25 protein-coding genes are annotated in these 23,142 nt (G+C 67.4%); 9 read left to right on the top strand and 16 right to left on the bottom strand.

Annotated features, from left to right (window positions below; all coding sequences use genetic code 11):
• Positions 1–162: 162 nt before the first annotated feature.
• Positions 163–1,503 carry a ferredoxin reductase family protein gene (locus tag QSG27_RS06755; protein ID WP_306704468.1) on the top strand — a complete coding sequence of 447 codons (1,341 nt, stop codon included), beginning with the start codon at positions 163–165 and terminating at the stop codon, positions 1,501–1,503.
• A 17-nt stretch (positions 1,504–1,520) separates the two neighbouring features.
• On the opposite strand, the gene QSG27_RS06750 is transcribed toward QSG27_RS06755, so the two are convergent.
• Together QSG27_RS06750 and QSG27_RS06745 are read right to left on the bottom strand one after the other, a co-directional pair.
• Positions 1,521–2,945, bottom strand: a complete 1,425-nt coding sequence (locus QSG27_RS06750) for an FAD-dependent oxidoreductase (RefSeq protein ID WP_306704466.1) — start codon at positions 2,943–2,945, stop codon at positions 1,521–1,523.
• Between the two features lie 15 nt (positions 2,946–2,960).
• A complete protein-coding gene (locus QSG27_RS06745; RefSeq protein WP_306704464.1) occupies positions 2,961–4,079 on the bottom strand; it encodes a polysaccharide pyruvyl transferase family protein in 1,119 nt (372 codons plus the stop codon).
• Between the two features lie 182 nt (positions 4,080–4,261).
• Between QSG27_RS06745 and QSG27_RS06740 the strand changes: the two genes are divergently transcribed.
• On the top strand, positions 4,262–4,729 hold the full coding sequence (locus QSG27_RS06740) for an HAD family hydrolase (RefSeq protein WP_306704463.1): 468 nt from the start codon (positions 4,262–4,264) through the stop codon (positions 4,727–4,729).
• Between the two features lie 19 nt (positions 4,730–4,748).
• Here QSG27_RS06740 and QSG27_RS06735 read toward each other — a convergent pair whose 3' ends face one another.
• Positions 4,749–5,738, bottom strand: a complete 990-nt coding sequence (locus tag QSG27_RS06735; protein ID WP_306704461.1) for a TerC family protein — start codon at positions 5,736–5,738, stop codon at positions 4,749–4,751.
• Positions 5,739–6,060: 322 nt separating this feature from the next.
• Between QSG27_RS06735 and QSG27_RS06730 the strand changes: the two genes are divergently transcribed.
• Entirely contained in the window at positions 6,061–6,387 is a 327-nt protein-coding gene (locus QSG27_RS06730; protein WP_306704510.1) for an HU family DNA-binding protein, read from the top strand.
• Between the two features lie 40 nt (positions 6,388–6,427).
• Entirely contained in the window at positions 6,428–6,838 is a 411-nt protein-coding gene (locus tag QSG27_RS06725; RefSeq protein WP_306704459.1) for a MucR family transcriptional regulator, read from the top strand.
• Between the two features lie 300 nt (positions 6,839–7,138).
• On the opposite strand, the gene QSG27_RS06720 is transcribed toward QSG27_RS06725, so the two are convergent.
• Positions 7,139–7,675: a GNAT family N-acetyltransferase gene (locus QSG27_RS06720; protein ID WP_306704457.1), complete on the bottom strand. Its 537-nt coding sequence runs from the start codon at positions 7,673–7,675 to the stop codon at positions 7,139–7,141.
• A 504-nt stretch (positions 7,676–8,179) separates the two neighbouring features.
• Here QSG27_RS06720 and rpoH point away from each other — a divergent pair.
• Both rpoH and QSG27_RS06710 read left to right on the top strand, forming a co-directional pair.
• Positions 8,180–9,070, top strand: coding sequence for an RNA polymerase sigma factor RpoH (gene rpoH, locus QSG27_RS06715; RefSeq protein WP_306704456.1), 891 nt, complete (start codon positions 8,180–8,182; stop codon positions 9,068–9,070).
• A gap of 234 nt (positions 9,071–9,304) precedes the next feature.
• A complete protein-coding gene (locus QSG27_RS06710) occupies positions 9,305–10,651 on the top strand; it encodes a globin-coupled sensor protein (RefSeq protein WP_306704455.1) in 1,347 nt (448 codons plus the stop codon).
• Between the two features lie 92 nt (positions 10,652–10,743).
• Here the strand turns inward: QSG27_RS06710 and QSG27_RS06705 are convergent, their stop codons facing one another.
• A complete protein-coding gene (locus tag QSG27_RS06705) occupies positions 10,744–10,914 on the bottom strand; it encodes a hypothetical protein (RefSeq protein ID WP_306704454.1) in 171 nt (56 codons plus the stop codon).
• 336 nt (positions 10,915–11,250) lie between these two features.
• Between QSG27_RS06705 and QSG27_RS06700 the strand changes: the two genes are divergently transcribed.
• On the top strand, positions 11,251–11,826 hold the full coding sequence (locus QSG27_RS06700; RefSeq protein WP_306704453.1) for a GNAT family N-acetyltransferase: 576 nt from the start codon (positions 11,251–11,253) through the stop codon (positions 11,824–11,826).
• Here QSG27_RS06700 and QSG27_RS06695 read toward each other — a convergent pair.
• Positions 11,804–12,274 (bottom strand): hypothetical protein, encoded by a 471-nt coding sequence (locus QSG27_RS06695; protein WP_306704452.1) that lies wholly within the window; start codon positions 12,272–12,274, stop codon positions 11,804–11,806. The two genes, QSG27_RS06700 and QSG27_RS06695, sit on opposite strands and share 23 nt — an antisense overlap.
• Positions 12,275–12,496: 222 nt before the next feature.
• Here QSG27_RS06695 and QSG27_RS06690 point away from each other — a divergent pair, with 222 nt between their 5' ends.
• Complete coding sequence (locus QSG27_RS06690) at positions 12,497–13,660, top strand: alpha/beta hydrolase family protein (protein WP_306704451.1); 1,164 nt, start codon at positions 12,497–12,499, stop codon at positions 13,658–13,660.
• A gap of 7 nt (positions 13,661–13,667) precedes the next feature.
• Here QSG27_RS06690 and QSG27_RS06685 read toward each other — a convergent pair whose 3' ends face one another.
• The 9 genes from QSG27_RS06685 to QSG27_RS06645 all read right to left on the bottom strand — a co-directional run bounded on the left by QSG27_RS06685 (position 13,668) and on the right by QSG27_RS06645 (position 21,679).
• Positions 13,668–14,303, bottom strand: a complete 636-nt coding sequence (locus tag QSG27_RS06685) for a LysE family translocator (protein ID WP_306704449.1) — start codon at positions 14,301–14,303, stop codon at positions 13,668–13,670.
• A gap of 74 nt (positions 14,304–14,377) precedes the next feature.
• On the bottom strand, positions 14,378–15,058 hold the full coding sequence (locus QSG27_RS06680) for an MORN repeat-containing protein (RefSeq protein ID WP_306704447.1): 681 nt from the start codon (positions 15,056–15,058) through the stop codon (positions 14,378–14,380).
• An 89-nt stretch (positions 15,059–15,147) separates the two neighbouring features.
• Positions 15,148–15,606, bottom strand: a complete 459-nt coding sequence (gene moaE / locus QSG27_RS06675; RefSeq protein WP_306704445.1) for a molybdopterin synthase catalytic subunit MoaE — start codon at positions 15,604–15,606, stop codon at positions 15,148–15,150.
• Between the two features lie 15 nt (positions 15,607–15,621).
• Positions 15,622–15,873: a molybdopterin converting factor subunit 1 gene (gene moaD / locus QSG27_RS06670; RefSeq protein WP_306704443.1), complete on the bottom strand. Its 252-nt coding sequence runs from the start codon at positions 15,871–15,873 to the stop codon at positions 15,622–15,624.
• Positions 15,873–17,150 (bottom strand): molybdopterin molybdotransferase MoeA, encoded by a 1,278-nt coding sequence (gene moeA / locus QSG27_RS06665; protein ID WP_306704441.1) that lies wholly within the window; start codon positions 17,148–17,150, stop codon positions 15,873–15,875. The genes moaD and moeA overlap by 1 nt, the downstream gene beginning before the upstream one ends.
• Positions 17,151–17,204: 54 nt before the next feature.
• Positions 17,205–17,732: a molybdopterin-guanine dinucleotide biosynthesis protein B gene (gene mobB / locus QSG27_RS06660; protein WP_306704439.1), complete on the bottom strand. Its 528-nt coding sequence runs from the start codon at positions 17,730–17,732 to the stop codon at positions 17,205–17,207.
• Between the two features lie 163 nt (positions 17,733–17,895).
• Positions 17,896–18,507, bottom strand: a complete 612-nt coding sequence (gene pgsA / locus QSG27_RS06655) for a CDP-diacylglycerol--glycerol-3-phosphate 3-phosphatidyltransferase (protein ID WP_306704437.1) — start codon at positions 18,505–18,507, stop codon at positions 17,896–17,898.
• A gap of 48 nt (positions 18,508–18,555) precedes the next feature.
• On the bottom strand, positions 18,556–20,484 hold the full coding sequence (gene uvrC, locus QSG27_RS06650; RefSeq protein WP_407653182.1) for an excinuclease ABC subunit UvrC: 1,929 nt from the start codon (positions 20,482–20,484) through the stop codon (positions 18,556–18,558).
• Between the two features lie 424 nt (positions 20,485–20,908).
• Positions 20,909–21,679 (bottom strand): SDR family oxidoreductase, encoded by a 771-nt coding sequence (locus QSG27_RS06645; protein ID WP_306704433.1) that lies wholly within the window; start codon positions 21,677–21,679, stop codon positions 20,909–20,911.
• Positions 21,680–21,786: 107 nt separating this feature from the next.
• Between QSG27_RS06645 and QSG27_RS06640 the strand changes: the two genes are divergently transcribed.
• Positions 21,787–22,617, top strand: a complete 831-nt coding sequence (locus QSG27_RS06640; RefSeq protein ID WP_306704431.1) for a hypothetical protein — start codon at positions 21,787–21,789, stop codon at positions 22,615–22,617.
• On the opposite strand, the gene QSG27_RS06635 is transcribed toward QSG27_RS06640, so the two are convergent.
• Positions 22,559–22,849, bottom strand: a complete 291-nt coding sequence (locus QSG27_RS06635) for a YkgJ family cysteine cluster protein (RefSeq protein WP_306704429.1) — start codon at positions 22,847–22,849, stop codon at positions 22,559–22,561. The two genes, QSG27_RS06640 and QSG27_RS06635, sit on opposite strands and share 59 nt — an antisense overlap.
• Positions 22,850–23,142 lie beyond the last annotated feature (293 nt).

Here is a 23,142-nt window from a genome sequence, read left to right as displayed (position 1 = left end):
GCCTTTTCCCATGACCAAGGCGATATGAGTCTGAAGAGAACAGACGTTCTCTTCAGAGTTTCGAATGGCTGGGATGATGGGAATCGGCTTGCCATCTCAAACGGCATCAACAAACTATCCGTCCGTAGCACCTTGAGGGTGGCTGAAACGGAGGATGCCGCCATGAAGACCATCAAGCTGTTCTTGTGGGGTACTCTTGGACTTTTGACCATCTTATGGATCATCGCCGAACCAGGGGTATTCCAGGAAAATGGTCTGTTCGGGGTTCGCGCCCAACTGGTTCAGTACAGCGGCATCATTGCCATGGGCTGCATGGGCATGGCGATGATCCTGGCGCTGCGGCCACGATGGCCGGAAACGTGGTTCGGCGGTTTGGACAAGATGTACCGCCTGCACAAATGGCTGGGCATCGCCGCGCTCGCCGGTGCGATTGTCCACTGGCTCTGGGCTCAAGGGCCGAAATGGGCGGTGGGCTGGGGGTGGTTGGCCCGACCGCAGCGGGGACCGCGCGCCATTCCCGAGAACGCCCTCGAACAGTCGCTCCGGAGCCTGCGCGGCACCGCGGAATGGCTTGGCGAGTGGGCCTTCTACGCGGTTGTGCTGCTGATCGGGCTGGCGCTGTTCAAGCGCCTCCCATACCGGCTGTTCTTCAAGACGCACCGCTTGCTGGCGATTGCTTATCTGGTGCTGGTTTTCCACGCCGTCGTGCTGACAAAATTCGCCTATTGGAGTTCGCCGATCGGCTGGGTGATGGCGCTGCTGCTCGCCGCCAGCGCCTGGGCCGCCGCCGTCGTGCTTCTCGGCCGCATCGCCGCCGGCCGGCGGGTTCCCGGCACGATCAGCGCCCTCCATTACTTTCCGGGCGTGCACGCTCTGGAGGTCGCGGTCGAACTTCCGCAGGGTTGGCCGGGGCATAAGGCGGGCCAGTTCGCCTTCGCCACCTCCGACACCGCAGAGGGCGCCCATCCCTACACCATCGCCTCGGCCTGGAACGACACCGATCGCCGCATCACCTTCGTGGTCAAGGAGTTGGGCGACCACACACAGTGGCTGCGGGAACGATTGAAGGTCGGCCAGGCGGTAACCGTGGAAGGGCCCTATGGTTGCTTCACCTTCGACGACTCCTGCCCGCACCAGATCTGGGTGGGCGGCGGCATCGGAGTCACACCCTTCATCGCCCGCATGAAGTTTCTGGCGGCAAGCCCCGAGCGACCGCGGCAGACCATCCATTTCTTCCACACCACCAGCGACTACGACGAGGAAGCGATCGCGAAGCTCACCGCCGACGCCGCTGCGGCGGGGGTTCGCCTTCATGTCCTGGTCGACAGCCGCGACGGCCGCCTGGATGGGGAGCGCATCCGTGCCATGGTGCCGGAATGGCGTGACTCCAGCCTCTGGTTCTGCGGCCCGGCGGGCTTCGGGCAGGCGCTGCGGCAAGACTTCGCGGCACGGGGCCTGCCGGTGGACCAGCGCTTCCACCAGGAACTCTTCGCGATGCGCTGACCCGCCCCCTCCGGAGCTTATGCCTCCGGCTCGCGCAGCAGGGCGCCTTGGCGCAGCAATTCCCGCTGTATGGCGCCGACCGGGATGTCGCGGGTCCGCTCGCGCCGCCGGGCGGCCATCGACGCGCAAACCCCGGCGGCCTGCCCCGTCGCCATGCAGGTGGGAGTCACCCGGTAAGAGGAATGGGCCTCGTGGCTGCCGGAGATGCAACGGCCAGCCACCAGCAGCGTCTCCATCCCCTTGGGCAGCAGGGCGCGCATCGGCACCTCGTACCATTCGCCGGAGGGCACGCGCTTCAGCACCGTCCCGCGGCCCGTGGGGCTGTGGATGTCCACGGGATAGGTGCCGCGGGCGATGGCGTCCGGGAACTTTGCCGCCCCCAGCACGTCGTCGGCGGTCATGGCGTAGTCGCCGACGATCCGGCGGGTTTCGCGGATGCCGATTCCGGTGCCGGTCTGGCAATTGTAGGCGCTGGCGAATCCGGGCACGTACTTGCGCAGGAAATCGGCGATCTGGGCGGCCTGCCGGTGGCTTTCCCACTCCGCGCAGGTCAGGTCGAAGACGTCGGTGCCCAGAACGCCGGTGACGCGGGTGCAGTTCAGAGCGATCTCGCCGGGGCGGGTGGTGGCGAAGAACAGGATGTCCTCGCGCGCCAGATCGAGGTCGCCGTTGGCCGTCGCCTTGGACACGAGGTCCCACAGCCCGTGCACGCCGCGCCACTGGGCCGGATGCTCCCGGACATAGCCGGTGAAGGCGCCGTGGTCGAATCCGACCATGCGGAACATCAGAGTCATCGGCTGGGTCAGCCCGTCCTCCTCCCGCCCGACCTCGTAGTCGCAGCCGGCCAGCGCCGCGATGTCGCCGTCCCCGGTGCAATCGACGATCACGTCGGCCTCGATCACCACCGGGCCGGATTTGGTTTCGAAGACCACGGCGTTCGGCTTCCCCGGGTCGCCCAGCACGGTGGAGGCGAAGGCGTGCAGAAGCACCTTCACGCCGGCCTCGTCCAGGATCTGCTGCGCGGTGACCTTCAGCACCTCCGGGTCGAAGGGAACGGTGAAGCCGGTGTCCGGCGAGGGCGGAACGGCCCCCTGGTTGCTGTAGAGGCGCCCCAGGAAGACGGCCAGCGCCCCGCCCACCACCGGCTCGCCGGGGCCGTGGTCCTGCGGCATCAGCCGGGTGTTGTCCACCACCGCGACCGAGCCGCGCTGGGTGTAGAAGCTCATCCAGGGCATCACCAGCGCCGCCGTGGCGTTGCCGCCGAGGAAGCCGTAGCGCTCCACCAGAATCGTGTCGGCCCCCGACTGGGCGGCGCCGATGGCCGCCCCCATGCCGGCTGGCCCGCCGCCGACGACGAGCACCTGGCAGCGCGCCACCTTCATGGCCCGGCGCGGCGGCAGGGTGACGGATTCAGGATCCGGGGGACGGGGCAGGACGGGCAAGACAGGCTCCTTTCGTCATTCCGCCGCCTCGGCCCGCGGGGTCACCGTCCGGAGGGCCAGCGGCGCGGTGCCGCGCGCGCGCTCCATCAGGACGGGAATCCGGTCGCGCAGCAGCGCCTTCTGCTCCGCCCGGTGATCCCACAGCCGGTCGAGGTCGGCGAGGAAGGTCCCCGCGGTGGTGTGGGACACGGTCGCCCGCGGCTCCAGCCCCACCGAGGACAGGAAATCCGACACCTTGGAAGCGTAGGGCAGCGCGATCAGCGGCGTGCCCGTGATGGACGCGAAGATCAGGAAATGCAGCCGCATCCCCACGGCCATCTCGAAATGCTCCATCAGCCCGATGATCTGGCGCGGCTTGTAGCGGTACTTCAGCAGATGGGCGCGCTCCGGCGCCGCCATGCGGCCCATGACGCGGTGCGCCTCCCGCACGTCGGCGCGCTCCATGGGAACGAACACCACGTCGGCCCCGAACCGCTGCACGATGTAGTCCGCCGCCTCCGCCAGCAGTTGATGATAGGCCGCATCGCTCAGTTCCGGCGCCGCGGCGCCCTGCTCCCGCACCGACAGGCCGACCAGCGGACGCCCGCGCGGGATGCCGGCTTCGGCCAGCATCTCTTCCGTGAAGGGCTCCGGCTTCAGAAGCAGCGCCGGATCGGCGGTGACCGTCACCGGAACCTCGACGCCGATCTCCTCGATCAGCCGCTTGGCGCTGGGCTCGCGCACGGTGATGCCGGCCATGCGGTCCAGCCCTTCGCGCACCGCGTCGCGCTCCACCCGATCCTTCAGCGGGCCGACCCCGATGGCGAAGGTGTAGGTCGGGACGCCCAGCTTCTGCGCGATGGTCACTTCCCGCAGATAGGTCTGCGCCTCGCTGTCGTAGAGGATGCCGCCGCCACCCAGAAGCAGCAGGTCCAGCCGCTCCACCTCCGGCGTGATCTCGTCGCGCATCGCCTCCCGCGGGTTCAGCACGCGGTCCACCGCGTGGTTCTCGCGCGTGTGGGCGGCGTTGCGGGAGAAGACGACCACCTCGACCCCCGGCACCGTGGCGCGCAACTGCTCGATGGCCGAGGTGAGAATCGCCTCGTCGCCCAGGTTCAGGCCGCCGTAGGACCCTGAAATGCCTATGACCGTCATCCGAATCCCCCTGCCCCGCCGGTACCGGGCGGCTATGCCTTGGGGTGCAACCCGATCGGCTGGCGAAGGTTCCGCGGGACCGGTATTCTTCGCAAAACACGACAATCGGCCAGGGAAGGACCGCCCCATGACCGATGCGCCCCTGGACGTTCCGGGAGCGTCCGCAGTTGGAAGGGTAAGCGATGCAAAGGCCAAGGCTGTTCCTCGACCTCGACGGGGTTCTGGCCGATTTCGACCGCGGCGTGAAGGCGGTTACCGGCAAGCGCCCGGAGGAAATTCCGATGAAGGCCATGTGGCGGGAGTTGTCCCGCCACCCCGACTTCTTCGGAACGCTGGACTTCATGCACGACGCGCAGGATCTCTGGCGCTTCTGCGAGCCGTTCGGGCCGACCATCCTCACCGGCCTGCCGCTCGGCTCCTGGGCGCCGGAGCAGAAGCGGCGCTGGGTCGCCCACATGCTGGGTCCCCATGTGCGGGTCATCACCTGCATGGCCCGCGACAAGCACCGCCACGGCGGACCGGGCACGGTGCTGGTGGACGACCGTGAGAAAGCCCGCGATCCCTGGACGCAGGCGGGCGGCGCGTTCATCCTCCACACCAGCGCGAAGGAGAGCATCGCCGCCCTGAAACGCCTGGGCTTCACCGGCTAGCGGGCGCCGGGGCCGGCGGTCATTCCGCCGGCAGGCGCTTGCCCTCGCTCCGCGTCTTGACGAGCGAGACCACGACACCGCCCGCGATCAGGGTCAGCGTCACGCCCAGCGAGACCAGCGGGTCCGGCTTTCCGAAGACCTGGGTGTAGAAGATCTTGCCGCCGATGAAGACCAGCACCAGCGCCAGCGCGTATTTCAGGTAACGGAAGCGGTGGACCATCGCCGCCAGCGCGAAGTAGAGCGCGCGCAGGCCGAGGATGGCGAAGATGTTGCTGGTGTAGATGATGTAGGGGTCGGTGGTGATGGCGAAGATGGCGGGAACGCTGTCCACCGCGAAGATCAGGTCGGCGAACTCGACCATCATCAGCGCCAGGAACAGCGGCGTGGCGTAGAGAGCGGTGCGCCCGTCCGGACCCGTCTCCCGCACGAAGAAGTTCTGGCCGCGGAAGCCGTCGGTGATCCGCAGGCGCCGGGTCAGGAAGCGCAGCGCCGGGTTGCCGGCGAGGTCCGGTTCCTGGTCCACGGCGAACAGCATCTTCACGCCGGTGATCAGCAGGAAGGCGCCGAAGAGGTAGAGGACCCAGTGGAACTCGCTGACGAGCGCCGCACCCGCGGCGATCATCAGGCCGCGCATCACGATCACGCCCAGGATGCCCCAGAACAGCACGCGGTGCTGGTGGGCGCGCGGGACCGCGAAGTAGGTGAAGATCAGCGATATGACGAAGACGTTGTCGAGCGACAGGCTCTTTTCGATGAAGAAGCCCGTGTAGTACTGCGCCGCCGCGGCGTCGCCCATGGACCACCAGACCCAGCCGCCGAACAGCAGGGCCACCGTGATGTAGAAGGCGGAGAGGCGGAGGCTTTCCTTCACGCCGATCTCACGGTCGCGGCGGTTGAGGATGCCGAGGTCGAAGGCCAGAAGGGCCAGGACGATGCCGATGAAGGTCAGCCAGACCCACACCGGCTTCCCCATGAAATCGAGGAGGACGGGAGCGATAAGGGAATCCATAAGCAAGGCCCACTTGAGTGCGCTGCGTCTGCAGTGAATTCAAGCGGTATCCGACATCACGGCTGACGCCTCAGCCGCCAGAGGGGCCCGGACCCGAACGCCACGCAAATGGTGTTGCCCGTTTTCCGTTCAAGACCTGTGTCCTGCGAGTCGATCAACTTCCCGCCGAAAACAACCATCTTTTGGCGCCCCCTCGGCACCGTTGTGCCGTGGCGGAAGGTCGCTTTGATGCATCCGGGCCACAGTGGACGCAAGAACTCATGACTGACAAAACACTTATGGTTGCCTTTCCGGCCATCGCTCTTGTGCCGATGGTGTCAATCTGCCAAGAACACGGAAAAATCCACGCGCGCAAATGCACCAGGAGTTTCGCATGAACCAGGCCGAGCTCATCGAGACCGTCGCCACCTCCGCCGGCATCCGCAAGTCCGATGCGGCGAAGGTTGTCCAGTCGGTGTTCGAAGGCATAACCTCGGCTCTCGGCCGTGGCGAGGACGTGCGCCTTGCCGGTTTCGGCATTTTCGAAGTCGCCGAGCGCGCCGCCCGCGAAGGGCGCAACCCGCGCACCGGCGACGTGGTGAAGATCGCCGCGTCCAAGGCGCCGCGGTTCAAGCCGGCCAAGCAGTTGCGCGACGTGGTGAACGTCTGATCGACATCGCCTCTACAGGGGAACGGAGCTGAACGCGGCCATGACCATCGAAGCATCGGAATTGCAGGCCCTGACCGCCAAGGTCGTCGCGGCCTATGTCGGCAACAACACGGTGCCGGTCGCCGACCTGCCGGCGCTGATCCTCAACGTGCAGACGGCCTTCAACGGCCTGGGCGAGGAGAAGGCCGCGCCGGCCAAGACGGAGCTGACCCCGGCGGTGCCGATCAAGAAGTCGGTCACCCCGGAATACATCGTCTGCCTGGAAGACGGGAAGAAGCTGAAGATGCTGAAGCGGCATCTGAAGACCGTCTACGACATGTCTCCGGACGATTACCGCGCCAAGTGGGGTCTCCCGGCGGAATACCCGATGGTCGCCCCGAACTACGCCAAGGCCCGGTCGGAGATGGCCACAAAGCTCGGCCTGGGCCGCAAGCGGGTCGCGCAGGACTGATGCCGTAGGATTGGTCGAAAGGGTCATGCGGACGAAGCCTTCAGGAGCCGTCCGTATTGTCCCCTGCCCTTCGCATCGCACACGGAAGCGGGCGCATCCCTAGGGTGCGCCCGCTTTCATTTTCGGCGAACCGAGGTTGAAAAACGAGAAACGGCCAAGAAGATCCGATGTGATAAGGCTGTGACCGCTGCGACATTCTGCGCATGGCACGATTGTGCAGCGCGTCATAAAACCTCCCCCATACGCCTTTGGAGCGTTTCCTCCCTAAACTCGGGCCGTTGGTTCAACCAACGGCCCCTTTTATTTGGTGCCGCGGCAATCATCGGGTGGAGCCGCGTCGCCGTGACTGAGCGGGCGCTGCATCAAAACGCTGTCCACCCAGTTCCCGAACTTGAACCCCACCGCCTTCAAGACCCCCGCCGGTTCGAAGCCCAGGCTGCGGTGCAGACCGATCGAGGCGGCGTTGCCGCTGCCACCGATCACGGCGACCATCTGGCGGCAACCGGCCTCCGCGCAACGGTCGATCACCGCCGAGAGCAAGGCCCGGCCGGCACCGCGCCCCATGCAGTCCGGGTCGAGATAAATCGAATCCTCGACGGTGTGGCGGTAGGCGGTGCGCAGCCGGTAAGGACCGGCATAGGCATAGCCTATGACCCGCCCCTCCGTCTCCGCAACGACATAGGGCATGCCCCGGGCCAGCACATCGTCCCGCCGACGGGCCAACTCGTCCAGACCGGGCGGAACCTCCTCGAAGCTGGCGGTGCCGGTCAGGACATGGTGGGCGTAGATCGCCTGGATGCGCGCCAGATCGTCCGGCCGGCAGTCGCGAATGTGCATGGAGGGCTTCCCGCGTTGTTCGGCCCGGGATAGCACGCCCGCAACCGAAGCGAACAGAAGCGTTGTCGCCGGCCGGCAATGCGCTCCGCCGCCCCCGACGTCCTATGCCTTGCGTCCGATCCGTATAGCCCTTATGGCCGTAACTCAGGCAAAAGATACAGCCAAGTGGAGGAGTGATGACAAAGCGGAGAGAACCGTATCTGCCTTCACTCCAAACGAAATCCGCCACGTTGTCGCCAATCTTCCAAAAGTTCGCCCGATCTTTTTGGCACCCGCAAGGACCGAATAGTCCGGATATACGCCAAAAAATATTGCTGCACCGCCGTTTCCAGGCTTGATCCAACTTGGTGGTGGCGGCACAGTATCAAGGTCTGATTGACGTGCTCCCGGATGATTTCGGCAAATCCCCTACAAAAAGAATGCCGAAACGATGGACGTCTCCGAACGTCCACCGAAAGGGTTCCGCGGCAAGAGACGGTGGAGCGTTGGAGAGAGGAGGCTGGAGTGCTCAAGAAACTCCTGACTGGTGAAAACGCCAGCCTGACCCGTTACGTCGAGGAGTCGAAGCGGTTCCCCATCCTGGCCCCCGATGAAGAGCGCGACCTGGCGGTCGCCTGGCGCGACCGCGGCAACGGCCACGCCCTGGAGCGTCTGGTGGGCAGCCACTTGCGGCTGGTCATCAAGATCGCCCGCGGTTTCGGCGGCTACGGCCTGCCGCTGCCCGACCTCGTCGCCGAGGGCAACGTGGGGCTGATGCAGGCCGCGCAGAAATTCGATCCGGAACGCGGCTTCCGTTTCGCGACCTACGCCACATGGTGGATTCGCGCCGCCATTCAGGAATACATCCTGCACAGCTGGTCGCTGGTGAAGATGGGCACGACCGCCGCGCAGAAGAAGCTGTTCTTCAACCTGCGCCGCCTGAAGAGCCAGATGGAGGAACTGGAGCAGGGCGATCTGTCCCCGTCCACCGTCACCGCCATCGCGACCGAGCTGGACGTGCCGGAGCAGGAGGTGATCGAGATGAACCGCCGGCTCTCGTCGAACGACAGCTCGCTCGACGCCGCCCTGTCCTCCGACGGCGAGACCAACTGGCTGGAGCTTCTGGCCGACGACCGTCCGACGCAGGAAAGCGTGATCGCCGACGCCGACGAGCTGGCCCTGCGCCGCCGGTTGGTCGGTCAGGCCCTGGAGCGGCTGGACGACCGCGAGCGCCGCATCCTGTTCGAGCGCCGCCTGAAGGACGATCCGTCCACCCTGGAGTCGTTGAGCCAGCAGTTCTGCGTCTCGCGCGAGCGGGTGCGCCAGATCGAGGTGCGGGCCTTCGAAAAGCTGCAGAAGGCCGTCCTCAGCGCCGCCCAGGCGCTGCGCCGCGCGCCGGCCCATATGGCGGCCTGACGGGGTGGATTCGACATCCTCTGTGACGGTTCCACAACATACCGGCGGATGCCAATCGGCTCCGCCGGTATTTTAATTTCATCATATACCCTTAGTTCGATGCACCTGCGACAACTCTGCCGATTTTCACATCGGCCGGAACGATCCATAGTGCCGCCCGCAGGTTAGTTATTTTGCATTCAAAACAAATTTTGCTAATCTGACGCGGTCCTATTTTCGCGGGGAAGTCGATCCATGTCGCATTCTGTTCAGACACAGTCCATCCTCGACCGAATCTCCTTCTTGCGAATCGACGAACCCACGAAGGCCGTCCTTCGGGAATTCCAGCCCTATCTCGCGCAACGCATCGACCAGATCCTTGAGGATTTCTACGGCTACCTGCGCTCCGTCCCGCAGGTCGCGGCGCTTCTGTCCAACCCCGCGACCGTCAGCCGGGCGCGCGACATGCAGAAGCAGCACTGGCTGAAGAACGTCTTCACCGGCACTTTCGACGACGCCTACATGGCGCAGGTGCTGAAGATCGGTCAGGCTCACCAGCGCATCGGGCTGGAGCCGCGCTGGTACACCGGCGCCTATTGCTTCACCCTGAACAAGCTGATCGACCTCGCCTATCAGGTCTACCGCAAGAAGCCGGAGAAGCTCGCCCAGCTCATGCAGGCGATCAACAAGGCGGTTTTCCTGGACATGGATCTGGCGACCTCCGTCTACGTCGATCTGAACACCGCCGCGATCATCTCGCGCGAGCTGGGCAGCACCGCCGACTCCTTCGAGCGCGAAGTGAAGAGCGTGGTGCAGGCCGTGGCGTCCGCCGCGCACCAGCTCCAGGGCACCGCCCAGAACATGAGCCGCACCGCCGAGGAAACCAGCGCCCAGTCCACCCAGGTGGCCGCGGCGGCGGAGGAAGCCTCCGTCAACATCCAGACGGTCGCCGCGGCGGCGGAGGAGCTGACCGCCTCCATCGGCGAGATCAGCCATCAGGTCACCCAGTCGGCGGCCATCGCCGGCGAGGCCATGTCGCAGGCCGAGCGCACCAACAACACCGTGCAGGGTCTGGCCGACGCCGCCAGCCGCATCGGTCAGGTGGTGAAGCTGATCCACGACATCGCCAGCCAGACCAACCTGCTGGCGCTGAACGCCACCATCGAGGCGGCCCGCGCCGGTGAGGCCGGCAAGGGCTTCGCCGTCGTGGCGTCGGAGGTGAAGAGCCTCGCCAACCAGACCGCCAAGGCGACCGAGGAAATCAACTCGCAGATCGGCGCGGTTCAGGGGGCGACCCAGGAAGCCGTCCTGGCGATCCGCTCGATCTCCGAAACCATCGCGCGGATCAACGACATCTCCACCTCCATCGCGTCCGCCATGGAGGAGCAGGGTGCCGCCACCACCGAAATCGCCCGCAACGTCCAGCAGGCGTCCATCGGCACCCGCGAGGTGAGCGAGACCATCGTGCGCGTCAACTCGTCGGCGTCGGACACCGGGTCGGAAGCGCGCAGCGTGCTGTCGGCGACGAGCGAACTGTCCATCCAGTCCACGAATTTGCGGACGGAGGTCGATCGCTTCCTGGCGCGCGTGCGGGCCGGCTGATCGGCGGCACTGGAACGGCGAAAGCCCCGGCGGCCCTATCGGGTGCCGCCGGGGCTTTTCAATTCTACGCCTGCGTTCAGAGAGCCCAGCGTTCAGAGAACGGTGCGGAGGACCGTGTCGCTGACCTTGACGTTCGCCGCGTTCGCCGCCGAGCGGGCGTCATCGAACGAGCGCCAGTGGCTGCGCCCACCGATGGTGGTCAGGGCACCATTCTGCATCGCGACGAAAAGGCCGGTGCGCCCCAGGTTTACAATCTTGATCATCGCACTGCCCTCCTTGATCCCCGGTCCCGAACCCACGCTTGGCCGGCGATCGGCTGCGCGGCGCGTCCCTATTTCGTTTAGAGACTTACCAAGAAGCCGCGCAATCGGTCAATTGTCACAATCGGCATAGTCCAAAGGTTGCCGAACGCATGGGCATGAGGCCCTTAATGCGTAGAAAAGATAAAATTTTCCCTTTTTCGTTGAGGTCTCTCAGGCTCGCTCCGCCGCTCCTCCCGACGGGCACAGCTTTGCCGGCAGGACTTTCCGACGGCGTGGGGAACGCCGCGCCGCGTCGGTCCGTTCATTCCGGCACAAGGCTCGAAGTCCGGAGGAGGAATGGACGCCGCCACCGCGTCGCAGGACGTCATCACCCTGCCCGTCACAATTCGCCCGGCCTGCCGGACCGATCTGCCGGATCTCGAATGGTTCGGGCTGCACACCCCGCACCGGGAAATCCTCGCCACGGCCTTCCGCGCCCAGGAGCGCGGGGCCGGCGCCCTTCTGGTGGCCGAGATCAACGGCTTTCCCGCCGGTCAGATCTGCATCGACTTCCAGCGCAAGCGGCATCTGCGCCGCGCCACCCTGTGGGCGCTGCGGGTGTTCCAGCCCTTCCGGAACCGGGGCGTCGCGACACGGCTGATGGCCGCCGCCGAAGACAGGGCGCTCGGCCGCGGCTGTTCGGAATCCGAATTGGGCGTGGACCGGGACAACGCCGGTGTCCTCGCCTTCTACGAGCGGCTGGGGTACGAGCTGCGCGGGAACGAGCGGGGGCGCTACTCCTACCGCACCCCCGCCGGTGATCTGGTCCAGGTGCCCATCGATCAGTGGATTCTGCGCAAGCCCCTGTTGAGACCGGCTGCGTGGCAGACGGGTGCGGAATTCGCGTCGGTCATTCCGCCGCCAGCGCTATGAGCCGGGCCGGACGGCGCCGCGGCAGCCGGATGCGCGCGCCGTCGAGAATGTTCGCCAGCTCCCGCGCGGAATCCGTGGCCATGGTCAGGGCGACCAGGGGAAGCCAGCGGTCGAACACCTGGGTCGTCACGTCCCCCTCGCCCGCCTGCATCGCGGCCAGCGCATCCAGAACCGCCATCTCGTCCATGCCCACCCGCGAGCAGGACGGGCAGCGGAAGGCGGGCCGGCCGGCGTTGGTCACCGCGAAGGTGCCCAGCAGAGCGAACAGCGGCAACAGCGCCGAGGAGGGCACGCCGGCCACGCCGAAGCTGGCCCGCATCGCCGCCATCGCGCCGGCGGTGCCGTGCCGGAACCACTGCCGGAAGCCGGTCAGGAGCGCACGCTCCGCCGTCGTCAGATCGGACACCGTCCAAGGCGACAGCCGCCCCTCGCCCACCGAATCGCACATGTTGACCCCTCCCGACTGAAGTGACGGGGCGGACCATAGACGATCCTCCGCTAATTTGCGAGTCATTCGCATTTGCATCTTAGGGACGTTCTGACGCAGGGTCATCCCACCGGATGGCGCTGTGACAACACACCGTGACAAACGCCGGCTCCGCCGGATGGAAAGGTCGAGTTAACCATATTCCCGGACCCTTCCCACGCCCGCAGACAGGAGCGTGGAAGGATGAAGCGGATGGTCGGACAGGCGTTGCCCGGACTGGTGACGGCGCTGGTGATGCTGGTGGCGATGCTGGGAACGGCGCAGACGGCGGCGGCCCAGATCCACCTGAACCCCGCCTATGGCGACGGCACCCTGCTCGGCCCCAGCGCGGCCCGCGGCGCGGTGGTGTGGAGCCATGGCCGGTCGGTGGATGTGGAGGATTCCAACGCCCCCACCCCCCTGTACATGAAGACCATGCGCGACGCGGGGTGGGACGTATTCCGGCTGGACCGCATGCGGGTCAGCGACACGCTGCCGAACAGCTCCCGCGCGCTCGCCGGCTATGCCGACCAGTTGAAGGACCGCGGTTACCGGAAGGTCGTGCTGACCGGCCAATCCTTCGGGGCCTTCCTTTCGCTGATGGCCGCCGGGCAGACCGACCGGGTGGACGCCGTGGTGGGCACCGCCCCCGCCGCCTTCGGCAATTTCTCCGACGCCTATGACAGCTTCCGCGACAACGCCTCGCAGCTCTGGCCGATCCTGCGCGGCGTCCAGGGCGCGCGGGTGATGCTGTTCTTCTTCCACGGCGACGATTTCGACCCCGGCGGGCGCGGCGAGCCCGCGCGCAGCATCCTGTCCGCACGCGGGCTGGATCATATCGTGGTGGACCAGCCGGCCCTGCTGACCGGTCATGGCGCCGCGACGACCGGCATGTTCGTCCGCCGCTTCGGCGCCTGCATCCTGCGCTTCGCGGAGGCCCCGCCGCGCCAGGGCGACCCGTCCTGCGACGAATCCTGGGGCCGCACGCCGAGCGCGGAGCTGATGCGGGCCGCGACACCCGAGCCGCGGAGCAGCGGCACCTCCTCCGCCGCGGGCACGGGCGGGCACAGCTTCCTCGGCGTCTGGTACGGCGCCTACATCAACGGGCGGGAGGTGGCGCTGTCCGTGGACAAGGTGGATGGCGACGCGGTCTATGCCGATTATGTGCTGGGACCGGGCATGGAAGCGGACCAGCCGATGGAGCGGGCGCGCCGCAAGGGCCGCATCGAGAACGACGAGCTGGTGTTCGACGAGAAGGGGCGCAACGTGTTGCGCTACAGCGTCCGGACGGACGGGCGCCTGTCCGCCGCATGGCTGGACCGGTCCGGCAAGGGCCGCCTGGAGACGATCCTGCGCCGGGTGAACTGAATTCCCGTCAGAGCCGGCGGGCGAGGGCCAGAAGCCCGCCGGCGCCGATCATCAGGCCGCCGGTCAGGCGGTTGAGCGTCCGGGCGGCGGACCCGCTGGTCAGCCGGGCGCCGATGCTGTTGCCCCCGGTGGCGTAGGCCATGATCCAGCCGAACTCAATCACCACCATGATCGCCACCAGCGCCACGAGCTGCGGCGCCAGCGGGGCCGCCGGGTCGATGAATTGCGGAAACAGGGCGGCCATGAAGACCAGCGCCTTCGGGTTGCTGAAGGCGACCAGCAGGCCGCGCAGGAACAGGCGATGGGCGGGGGCCTCCTCCACCGCCGCGGCCCCGGTGACGCGCGGCGAGCCGTCCGGGACCGGCGCCCGCCACGCGGCGATGCCGAGCCAGGTCAGATAGGCGACGCCCGCCCACTTCACCGCCTGGAAGGCCGGCTCCGACGCGGCCAGCAGGGCGCCGAGGCCCAGCACCGACAGGGTGGCCATCGTCGTCAGCGCCACGCACATGCCGAATCCGCCCCAGGCCGCCCGGCGGACGCCGTAGCGCAGGCCGAGGCTCATCGCCAGCAGCATGTTGGGGCCGGGAGTCATCGACAGCACGAAGGCCGTCACGAAAAAGAGTCCGAGGGTCTGCCAGTTCATCGCCGTCTTCCGAAGGGGGCCATGATGTCACCACGGCGCAGGATGTCTGACAACCGCCGCCTGTGCAAAGCTGGTCACCGTTGCCCCGGATCATGGCGCCCTGGATCATGGCGGCCCGGATCGCGGTAATCCCACGGCGGGGTGCGAAGCCACTCCTCCAGGCTGCCCGGCGCCGCCCGCCCCCGGGGCTCGGGCCGTTCGGCGGACTGGATGGTCGCGGGACCCTTCGGCCCCAGGAGCGCGCCGGGCCACACCCGCCCGTCCGGATCGACCCTGGCGCGGTAACGCAGCCCCATGGAGGCGATGAACTCGCCCTGCCCGGTCGGACGCCCGGCGGCGAAAGCGCCCACATAACGGTGGCCGTCCGGCAGGGTCAGGGTTCCCGTGCCGGTGGCGAGGCCACGCCGGAACCGTCCCTGGAAGATCTGCCCATCCTCGCGCCCGCTGCGCCCCGGTCCTTCGGCCCGTCCGTCCACGAAAACCGCCTCGATCCAGCCCTCCGCTTTCCCGCCGACGCTCCATTCGAGGAGGCCGGCGCCCTGGGCGAAGCCGTTCCGGCATGGGCCGGTCCAACGAACGGTCTTCCGCCGATCCGGCTCCCGGTCGCGGATGCGGCAGCCGCCGACCGGGTCGGCCAAAACCCGCTCCACCACACCCCGCTCCATCGCTTGCCGCCGTTCCTTCCCATGGACGGGGCACGACGCAAGCGCGCCCAGCAGGACGGCAAGACCGGTGAGCAGGAACCGGGTTCGCATGATCGGGCACTCCGCACGCGCGCACAGCCTTGCGCGGAGGAGAACCCAATCACCGTCCCGAACACGCCGTCTGTGTCCTGCCTCTCACTTCAGGCCGGTTTCGCCCAGCGGGCCGCCGCGTCGTCGTCGGAATCCTTGGCCTCCACCCAGCGTTCACCGTCCGGGGTGGCTTCCAGCTTCCAGAAGGGCGCCCTGGTCTTCAGCCAGTCGATCAGGAAATGGCAGCTTTCGAAGGCCGCCTGGCGATGGGCGCTGGCGGTGGCGACCAGCACGATGCGGTCGCCCGGTTCCAGCCGCCCATGGCGGTGGATGATCAGCGCGTCGTCCAGAGGCCAGCGTTGCCGAGCCTCCGCCTCGATGGCCTCCAATTCCTTCTCGGTCATGCCGGGATAGTGTTCCAGCGTCATGGCGCTGACGGCCTCACCGCCGGCCATGTCGCGGACCAGCCCGACGAACAGGGTCACCCCGCCAATGCCGGTCTTGCCGCCGGTCATGGCGGCCAGCTCCGCCCCGACGTCGAAATCCTCGCGCTGCACCTTCACCGTCACGGCAGGGCTCCTTCCTCAGCCGCCGGTGACGGGCGGGAACAGGGCCACCTCGTCGCCGGGGCCGACCGGGTGGTCGTAGGGCACATGCTCCTGGTTCACCGCGACCTTCACCACCGTGCTGTTGGCGAGCGCGTCGGCGTGCTTCGGGCTGCGGGTCTTCAACCAGTCCACCAGACCGCCCACGTCCCGGACCTCCGCCGGCAGGTCCACCGTCTCGGCCGCCACGCCGATCTTGGTGCGCAGCCAGGCGAAATAGAGGATCTTCATCACCGAACCTCACTGAAAGGCAGGAATTCCACGATCATCCCCGGTTCGATCCGGGTGACCTCTTCCGGCAGTTCGACGAGCCCGTCGGACTCGACCATCGACGACAGGATGCCCGCCCCGTCGCGCGGGTGCTTGACCGCGGTCAAAACCCCGTCGGCGGCGCGGGCGAGCGTGGCCCGCACATACTCGCGCCGCCCCGCCTTCTTCTTGTAGGTAAAGCCGGCGCGCAGCGGGAACAAGGCGGGAGCCTCCTCCGCCGCGCCCATCAGCCGCAGCAGGATCGGTCGGGCGATGCGCAGGAAGGTGACCATGACCGCCACCGGATTGCCGGGCAGGCCGACGAAGACTGCTCCCCCGCCAGCCCCCTTGACGGTGCCGAGAGCCACCGGGCGTCCCGGCTTGATCGCCAGCCGCCAGAAATGCAGCCCGCCCAAGGCCTCCACCGCCGCCTTGACATGGTCCTCCTCCCCCGTGGACATGCCGCCCGAGGTGATGAGGACGTCGTGCCCCTCCGCCGCGTCGGCCAGGGCGCCCCGGATGGCGTCGAGCCGGTCGGGCAGGATGCCCAGGTCGGTCACGGCACAGCCGAGCTGGCGCAGCAAGGCGACCAGGGCGAAGCGGTTGGCGTCGTAGATGCAGCCCGCCTCCAGCGGCACGCCCGGCTCCCGCACCTCGTCCCCGGTGGAGAAGACGGCGACGCGCAGGGTCGTCCGCACCGCCACCTCCCGCCGCCCCAGCGAGGCGAGCAGGCCGATGTCCTCCGCCCGCAGCCGGCGCCCGGCGGTCAGGACGGTGCTTCCCTGCGCCATGTCCTCCCCCGCGCGGCGGCGGTTGGCGCCGCGGCGGATGCCGGGAGGAATGGCGACGGTGCCGCCCTCCGCCCCGCCCTCCGCCTTGCAGTCCTCCTGCATCAGCACGGTGTCGAAGCCCGCCGGCATCGGGGCGCCGGTGAAGATGCGCACCGCCTCCCCGCGCCGCCCCGGACGGTCCAGCGCATGGCCGGCCGCGACACGCGCGGTGACCGGCAGCACCGTGGCAGCGTCGGGGGTCAGGTCGTCGAAGAAGACCGCGTAGCCGTCCACCGCCGAATTGTCGTGGGGCGGCACGTTGAAGGGGGCGACCACGTCTTCGGCCAGCACCCGGCCGAGCGCGTCGGCAAGGCCGATGCCGCGGGTCTCCGTGACGGGATGGAGCCGCCCGGCGAGCAACTCCAGCGCCCGGTCCACCGCCATCATCCCGCCGCCGAAGGCGAAGCAATCGTCGCTAAGCTGAGCCATCGCCCCACTCCACCCTGCACACCCCCGCCGGACGTCCGTCGGACCGCCCGGCCTTCAGACAGCTTGGCCTTTCGCCCCGCACCGGTCCAGCGCGCAGCGTTCGATGATGAAGGACGCGATGGCCTCCTCGTCGTTCAGGTCGAAGACGGGAACCCCGGCGTCCGGCACCGGCCCGTCGCTGGCGACCGCGACGATGCTCGGGTCGTCCCGAGCGATCAGCGATTTGCCCACCGACGCGCGCCAGACCTCGATCTTCTCGTGCGGCTCGCGCTTGAACCCTTCGATCAGAAGCAGATCGACGGGCGACAGCTTCGGCAGCAGTTCGGTCAGGGAAAGTTCCGGCTCGTCGTCCCGGATCTCGTGCATCAGCGCCCAGCGCCGGGGCGAGCTGACCAGCACCTCCGTGGCGCCCGCCTCCCGGTGGTTGTGGCTGTCCTTGCCGGGATGGTCGATGTCGAAGCCCTTGTGCGCGTGCTTCATGGTCGAAACGGTCAGGCCGCGCCGGATCAGCGCCGGGATCAGGCGAACGATCAGCGTCGTCTTGCCGCTGCCGCTCCACCCCGTCAGGCCGAACATCTTCATGGAAGCCCCTATCCTCCGCCTTGCCGCCCATCGCTCCGCGGGCGTTCCCCGGTCACATAGCAGAAACACACGGGCATGCGAACGGACAAACCGGAATGGCGGGCCGGTCTGCCGCCTGCCGGAAAGCCGTTCGCGGCGAAAGGGCGAATCAGCGCGAGCCGAATCAACCCGGCGTGCGGGCGGGGTTCCCGGAGGCACCCTTCTGCGGCTTGGCCGGCTGGTGCGCCATCATGTGCTTCAGCCCGGCGCGCATGTAGTCCCAGCCTGTGACGAAGGTGAGGATCGCCGCCACCCACAGGCCCAGCGTGCCGATCAGCGTGGCCGGGATGTGGTCCGGCCCGTAATCGCCGACGATCAGGAAGCCGATCGCCACCATCTGGATCGTGGTCTTCCACTTGGCGAGCCAGGTGACCGGCACACCGACGTTCAGCCCGGCCAGATACTCCCGCAGGCCGGACACCAGCACCTCGCGCAGGAGGATGACCACGGCGGCGAGAACCGACAGCCCGCTCAGCCGCGTGAAGGCGACCAGCATGATCAGCGTCGCGGCGACCAGCAGCTTGTCCGCGATGGGGTCCAGGAACTTGCCGATGACGCTTTCCTGCTCCCAGGCGCGGGCCAGATAGCCGTCGAACCAGTCGGTGATGCAGGCCGCGGCGAACAGGGCGCAGGCCGTGTAGGCGGCCCACGCCTCCGGCACGTAGAACAGCCCGACCACCACGGGAATCACCGCGATGCGCGACAGGGTAAGCAGGTTCGGCAGGCTGGTCAGCATCGGTCGGAACTCTGGAGTCGGGGGGAACGCGCGTCGGGCGGCGTCATTCTAACCGTCTGAATGGAAATGATCGTATATCTTTTTCGCCACCGTCTTGCTGATCCCTTCGACCGCCTCCAAATCCGCCAATCCGGCGCGGGACACGGCGACGGCGCTGCCGAAATGGTGCAGCAGCGCCTTCTTGCGGCTGGGTCCGATGCCGGGAATCTCGTCGATCATCGATTTGCCCAGCGCCTTGGTGCGCTTCGCCCGGTGGGTGCCGATGGCGAAGCGGTGCGCCTCGTCCCGCAGCCTCTGCAGGAAATAGAGCACGGGGTCCCGCATCTCCAACTGGAACGGCTCGCGGTCCGGCATGAAGAAGCGCTCCCTCCCGGCGTCGCGGTCCGGCCCCTTGGCGATCCCGACCAGCGTCACGTCGTCGATTCCCAGATCGGCCAGAACCTCAAGCGCCATGTTGAGCTGCCCCAGCCCGCCGTCGATCAGCACCAGATCGGGCCAGGTGCCCTGGGTCCGCTCCGGGTCCTCCTTGACCGCCCGTCCGAATCGGCGGGCCATGACCTCGCGCATCATGGCGAAGTCGTCCCCGGCGGCGCCCTCCGTCTTGATGTTGAACTTGCGGTAGGCGTTCTTGATGAAGCCCTCCGGCCCGGCCACGATCATCGCGCCGATGGCATGGGCGCCCTGGACGTGGGAGTTGTCGTAGACCTCGATGCGCTGCGGCGGGCCGTCCAGCCCGAAGACCGCCGCCACCCCGTCCAGCAGCCGCGCCTGGGACGAGCTTTCGGCCAGCCGCCGCCCATGCGCCTCGCGCGCGTTGGTCAGGGCGTGCTCCACGATGCGGCGCTTGTCGCCGCGCTTGGGCTCGGCCAGTTCCACCCGGTGGCCGGCGCGCAGCGACAGCGCCTCGGTCAGCAGGTCGTGCTCCGGCAGGTCATGGCTGACCAGCACGAGGCCGGGGGCCGCCTTGTTCTCGTAGAACTGGGCGATGAAGGCGGCCAGCACCTCCGGCGTCTCCGCCGTCTTGTCGTGGCTGGGGAAATAGGCGCGGTTGCCGTAGTTGCGCCCGCCGCGGAAGAAGAACACCTGCACACAGGTCACCCCGCCCTCCGCGTAGGCGGCGATCACGTCGGCGTCTTCGATCACGCCCTCGACGTTGATGTCCTGGTGCGCCTGCACGGCGGTCAGCGCGCGGATACGGTCGCGGTAGCGGGCGGCGGTCTCATAGTCCAGATTCTCCGCCGCCTCGGTCATTTTGGCGGCGAACTCCGTCTGGATGTCCCGGCTCTTGCCGGACAGGAAGGCGCGGGCCTGATCGACCTGGGCCTGATACTCCGCGGGGCTGACCCGCTCCACGCAGGGCGCGGTGCAGCGCTTGATCTGGTACTGCAAACAGGGCCGGGTGCGCGACGCGAACACCGTGTCGGCGCAGTTGCGCAGCAGGAAGGCGCGCTGCAGCGCCGTGATCGTCCGGTTGACCGCCCCCGCCGACGCGAAGGGACCGAAATAGTCGGCGTCGCGCGACCGTGCGCCGCGGTGCTTGGTCAGCTGCGGATAGTCGTGGTCCTTGGTGATCATGATGTGCGGGAAGGTCTTGTCGTCCCGCAGCAGCACGTTGTAGCGCGGCATCAGCCGCTTGATCAGGTTCGATTCGAGGAGCAGCGCCTCGACCTCGGTATGGGTCGTGACGAACTCCATGGTCTCCGTCTCCGACACCATGCGCTGCAGCCGCACGGGCAGGCGGTTGACCTGGGTGTAATTGAACACCCGCCGCTTCAGGTTCTTGGCCTTGCCGACATAGAGCACCGCCCCGTCGCCTGCCAGCATGCGGTAGACGCCGGGGGTCTGGGGCAGGGTCTTCAGATGATCGCGGATCACCTCCACCCCGCGGGCGAGGTCGGCGGGGCGCCGCCGCGGGCGCGGCGCGGCTTCCGCAATGGAGGCGTCCGTGCTGTCCGTCTCCGGGAGCGTGAGGTCCATGGGGGTGTCTGCGGTGTCGGCCATGTTTCGAATGTCGTCGAGCCCGGGGGTGGGGTCAACCGCCCCCCGTCCTGAATGGTTAATACGGACGACTCACCTCTTCGGCGGGCGTCCATCGGGATATCCACGACTCCTGTGGATAAGTGTGTCGATAACCTGCGGGTTACTCTGTTCGAACCAAGGCGGCTCAAGGGGTCTCCCGGCTATGCCCAAAAATTGGGCATTTATGATAAGTCATTGTTTTTATTGATATGAGAATGAGTCAAGTCGGCTCTTCGGTGCTGCGCCATTAATTTTCCGGATCGCGCAAACAGCCCCTTGCGTCGACCGGGCCGGATGTGTACAACGCGCGGTCCTCTTTCCGGGGTGCGTCGCCAGGCGCGGTGGCGCCCGATGAACGGCGGGACTCCACTGGCCGAACCGCCTATTCCGTTGGAACGAAGCCGAGGGCCGGCTGCGCCCACCCCAAATGCTCTCCGCCGTCCAGCGCGACCATTTGCCCGGTGACCGACGGCGCGTCGATCAGAAAGCGCAGAGCCGCGCAAATCTCGTCCGGCGAGGGTCCACGCCTGAGCGGGGTCGCCTCGCGCTGGGCGGCGAACTCCTCCTCCGTCTGCCGCACGTTCTTCAACGTCGGCCCCGGCCCGATGGCGTTGACCCGGATGCGGGGCGCCAGAGCCATGGCGAGGGTCTGCGTCAGCGTCCACAGGCCGGCCTTCGACAGGGTGTAGGAGATGAAATGCGGGGTAAGGTTCCACACCCGCTGATCGATCACGTTGACGATCAGCCCCTCCATGTCCGCCGGAACCTGTGCCGCGAATTTCTGGCTCAGCACGAAAGGCGCGCGCAGGTTGGCCTCCATATGCCGGTCCCAGGATTCGCGGGTCACGTCCTCCACCTCGTCCCGTTCGAAGCGGGAAGCGTTGTTGACCAGCAGCGACAGGGTGCCCAGCCTCTCCACGGCCTCCGGAACGAGCGCCTGCGCGTCCGATTCGCGCTCCAGATCAGCCTGCAGCGCCACGGCGACGCCGCCCTGCCCGACGATCTGCGCCACCACCGCGTCGGCTTCGCTTCGGGAATGCCCGAAATGCACCCCCACCCGCCAGCCACGCGCCGCAAGATCGAGCGCGATGGCGCGCCCGATCCGCTTTCCCGCCCCGGTGACCAGAGCCGTTTTCCTCTTGATCTCGACCATGCCGCCATAGGTACCCTGCCGCCCACTCCGGTCAAGAGGGTTCCCTTCGGGTTCATGGCCTAACCGATGCCTGGACCGGAGAACGACGCGCGGGACAGGGTGAAGCCATGCTGAGGGAAGCCTTCGAGTATCTGACCACGCCCTGCCCGCCGCTGGCCCGCCGCTACGGCTATCTGGCGGAAGCGCTGGCCCTTGGCGCCCGCTACCGGCGGCAACGGCGCGCCTGGGCTCCCCATGTCGACGCCTGCCGCCGCTTCGTTCTGGAGGCCACCGAGCGGGTGCCGCAGGGGGGACGGGCGTTGGTGGCGGGGTCCGGCTTGCTGATCGAGGTCCCGCTGCCCGCTCTGGCAGAACGATTCGAAGACGTCCTGCTGATCGACATGGTGCACACGCACGCCGTCCGCCGGCAGGCAAAGCGCCATTCCAATGTCCGCCTGCTCACTCTCGATCTGACCGGCGCGCTGGCACCGCTGGACACCGCCCTGTCAAACGGCACGCCGCTTCCCTGCCCGTCCCCACCGGACCTGCCGGGAGAGCGATTCAACTTTGCCATATCGTGCAATCTTCTGTCGCAACTCCCCCTGCTGCCACTGGACGCCATCGACCGCAAGGCGCCGGGCACGCCGCAGGCGGAGCGGGAACGCTTTGCCCAGGCTCTGGCCCGCAGCCATTTGTCCTGGCTTACCCGCGTTGCCGAACAGGCCGCGCTCTTCACCGACACTGAAAGTCTTTGGCTGGAGCATGGCGCGCTTCAGGAGCGTGAAGACTCCACCTGGGGACTTGACCTTCCACCACCTGACCGTTCCTGGGACTGGGACATCGCCCCTGCTCCGGAGGAGGACCGCCGGCGCAGCCTGCGTCACCGGGTCGGCGCGTGGTTCAATCCTCCAGCCCCAGATGGGCTCTCACCGTGCGGCAGGCATCGCTCCCCGCCGTGAACTCCCGGCACACCAGGGGGCGGTGCTCATAGACGCTGCAGAAGACGGAATCCCCCAGGGTTCCCATCAACGCGGCGCAGCGGTTTCCGTTGCACCGCATGCGCCCGTCTTCCTTCAGGTGCTCCATGATGCCATCGCCGTCCCAATCGCCGATGAAGGCCGGCCATTCCCAGGAATAGGCACAGCAGGCTCCACAGCTTTCGCAATCCGGTATGGAATCGACCATCGCCATGGAATCTCCCCGTTCCGCAAAATAACCCCTCTCCCCATCCCCGACACCTCATTCCCTCCCCCGCCGAAGGCGGGGGAGGGTCAGGGAGGGGGCCCGGCGCAACCACCGGCCTCAAGCTTCAACGACGAAAAACCGGCGCCTCCCCTGGGGGAAGGCGCCGGCTCTCGAAGGCCGTGTGGGACGATTGTCGGGTGATGTGCGTTGGAGACCTTGGCCCTCCGGGATACCGGTGTGGTTGGTCGTGTGCCGTGGTGACCTGGCGGCGACCTACTCTCCCACGTCTTAAGACGCAG

This window comes from Azospirillum isscasi (genome assembly GCF_030849505.1).
GTDB lineage: Bacteria > Pseudomonadota > Alphaproteobacteria > Azospirillales > Azospirillaceae > Azospirillum > Azospirillum isscasi.
Note: the sequence above shows the minus strand (reverse complement) of the source record. Positions and strands in the feature narration are given on the sequence as shown.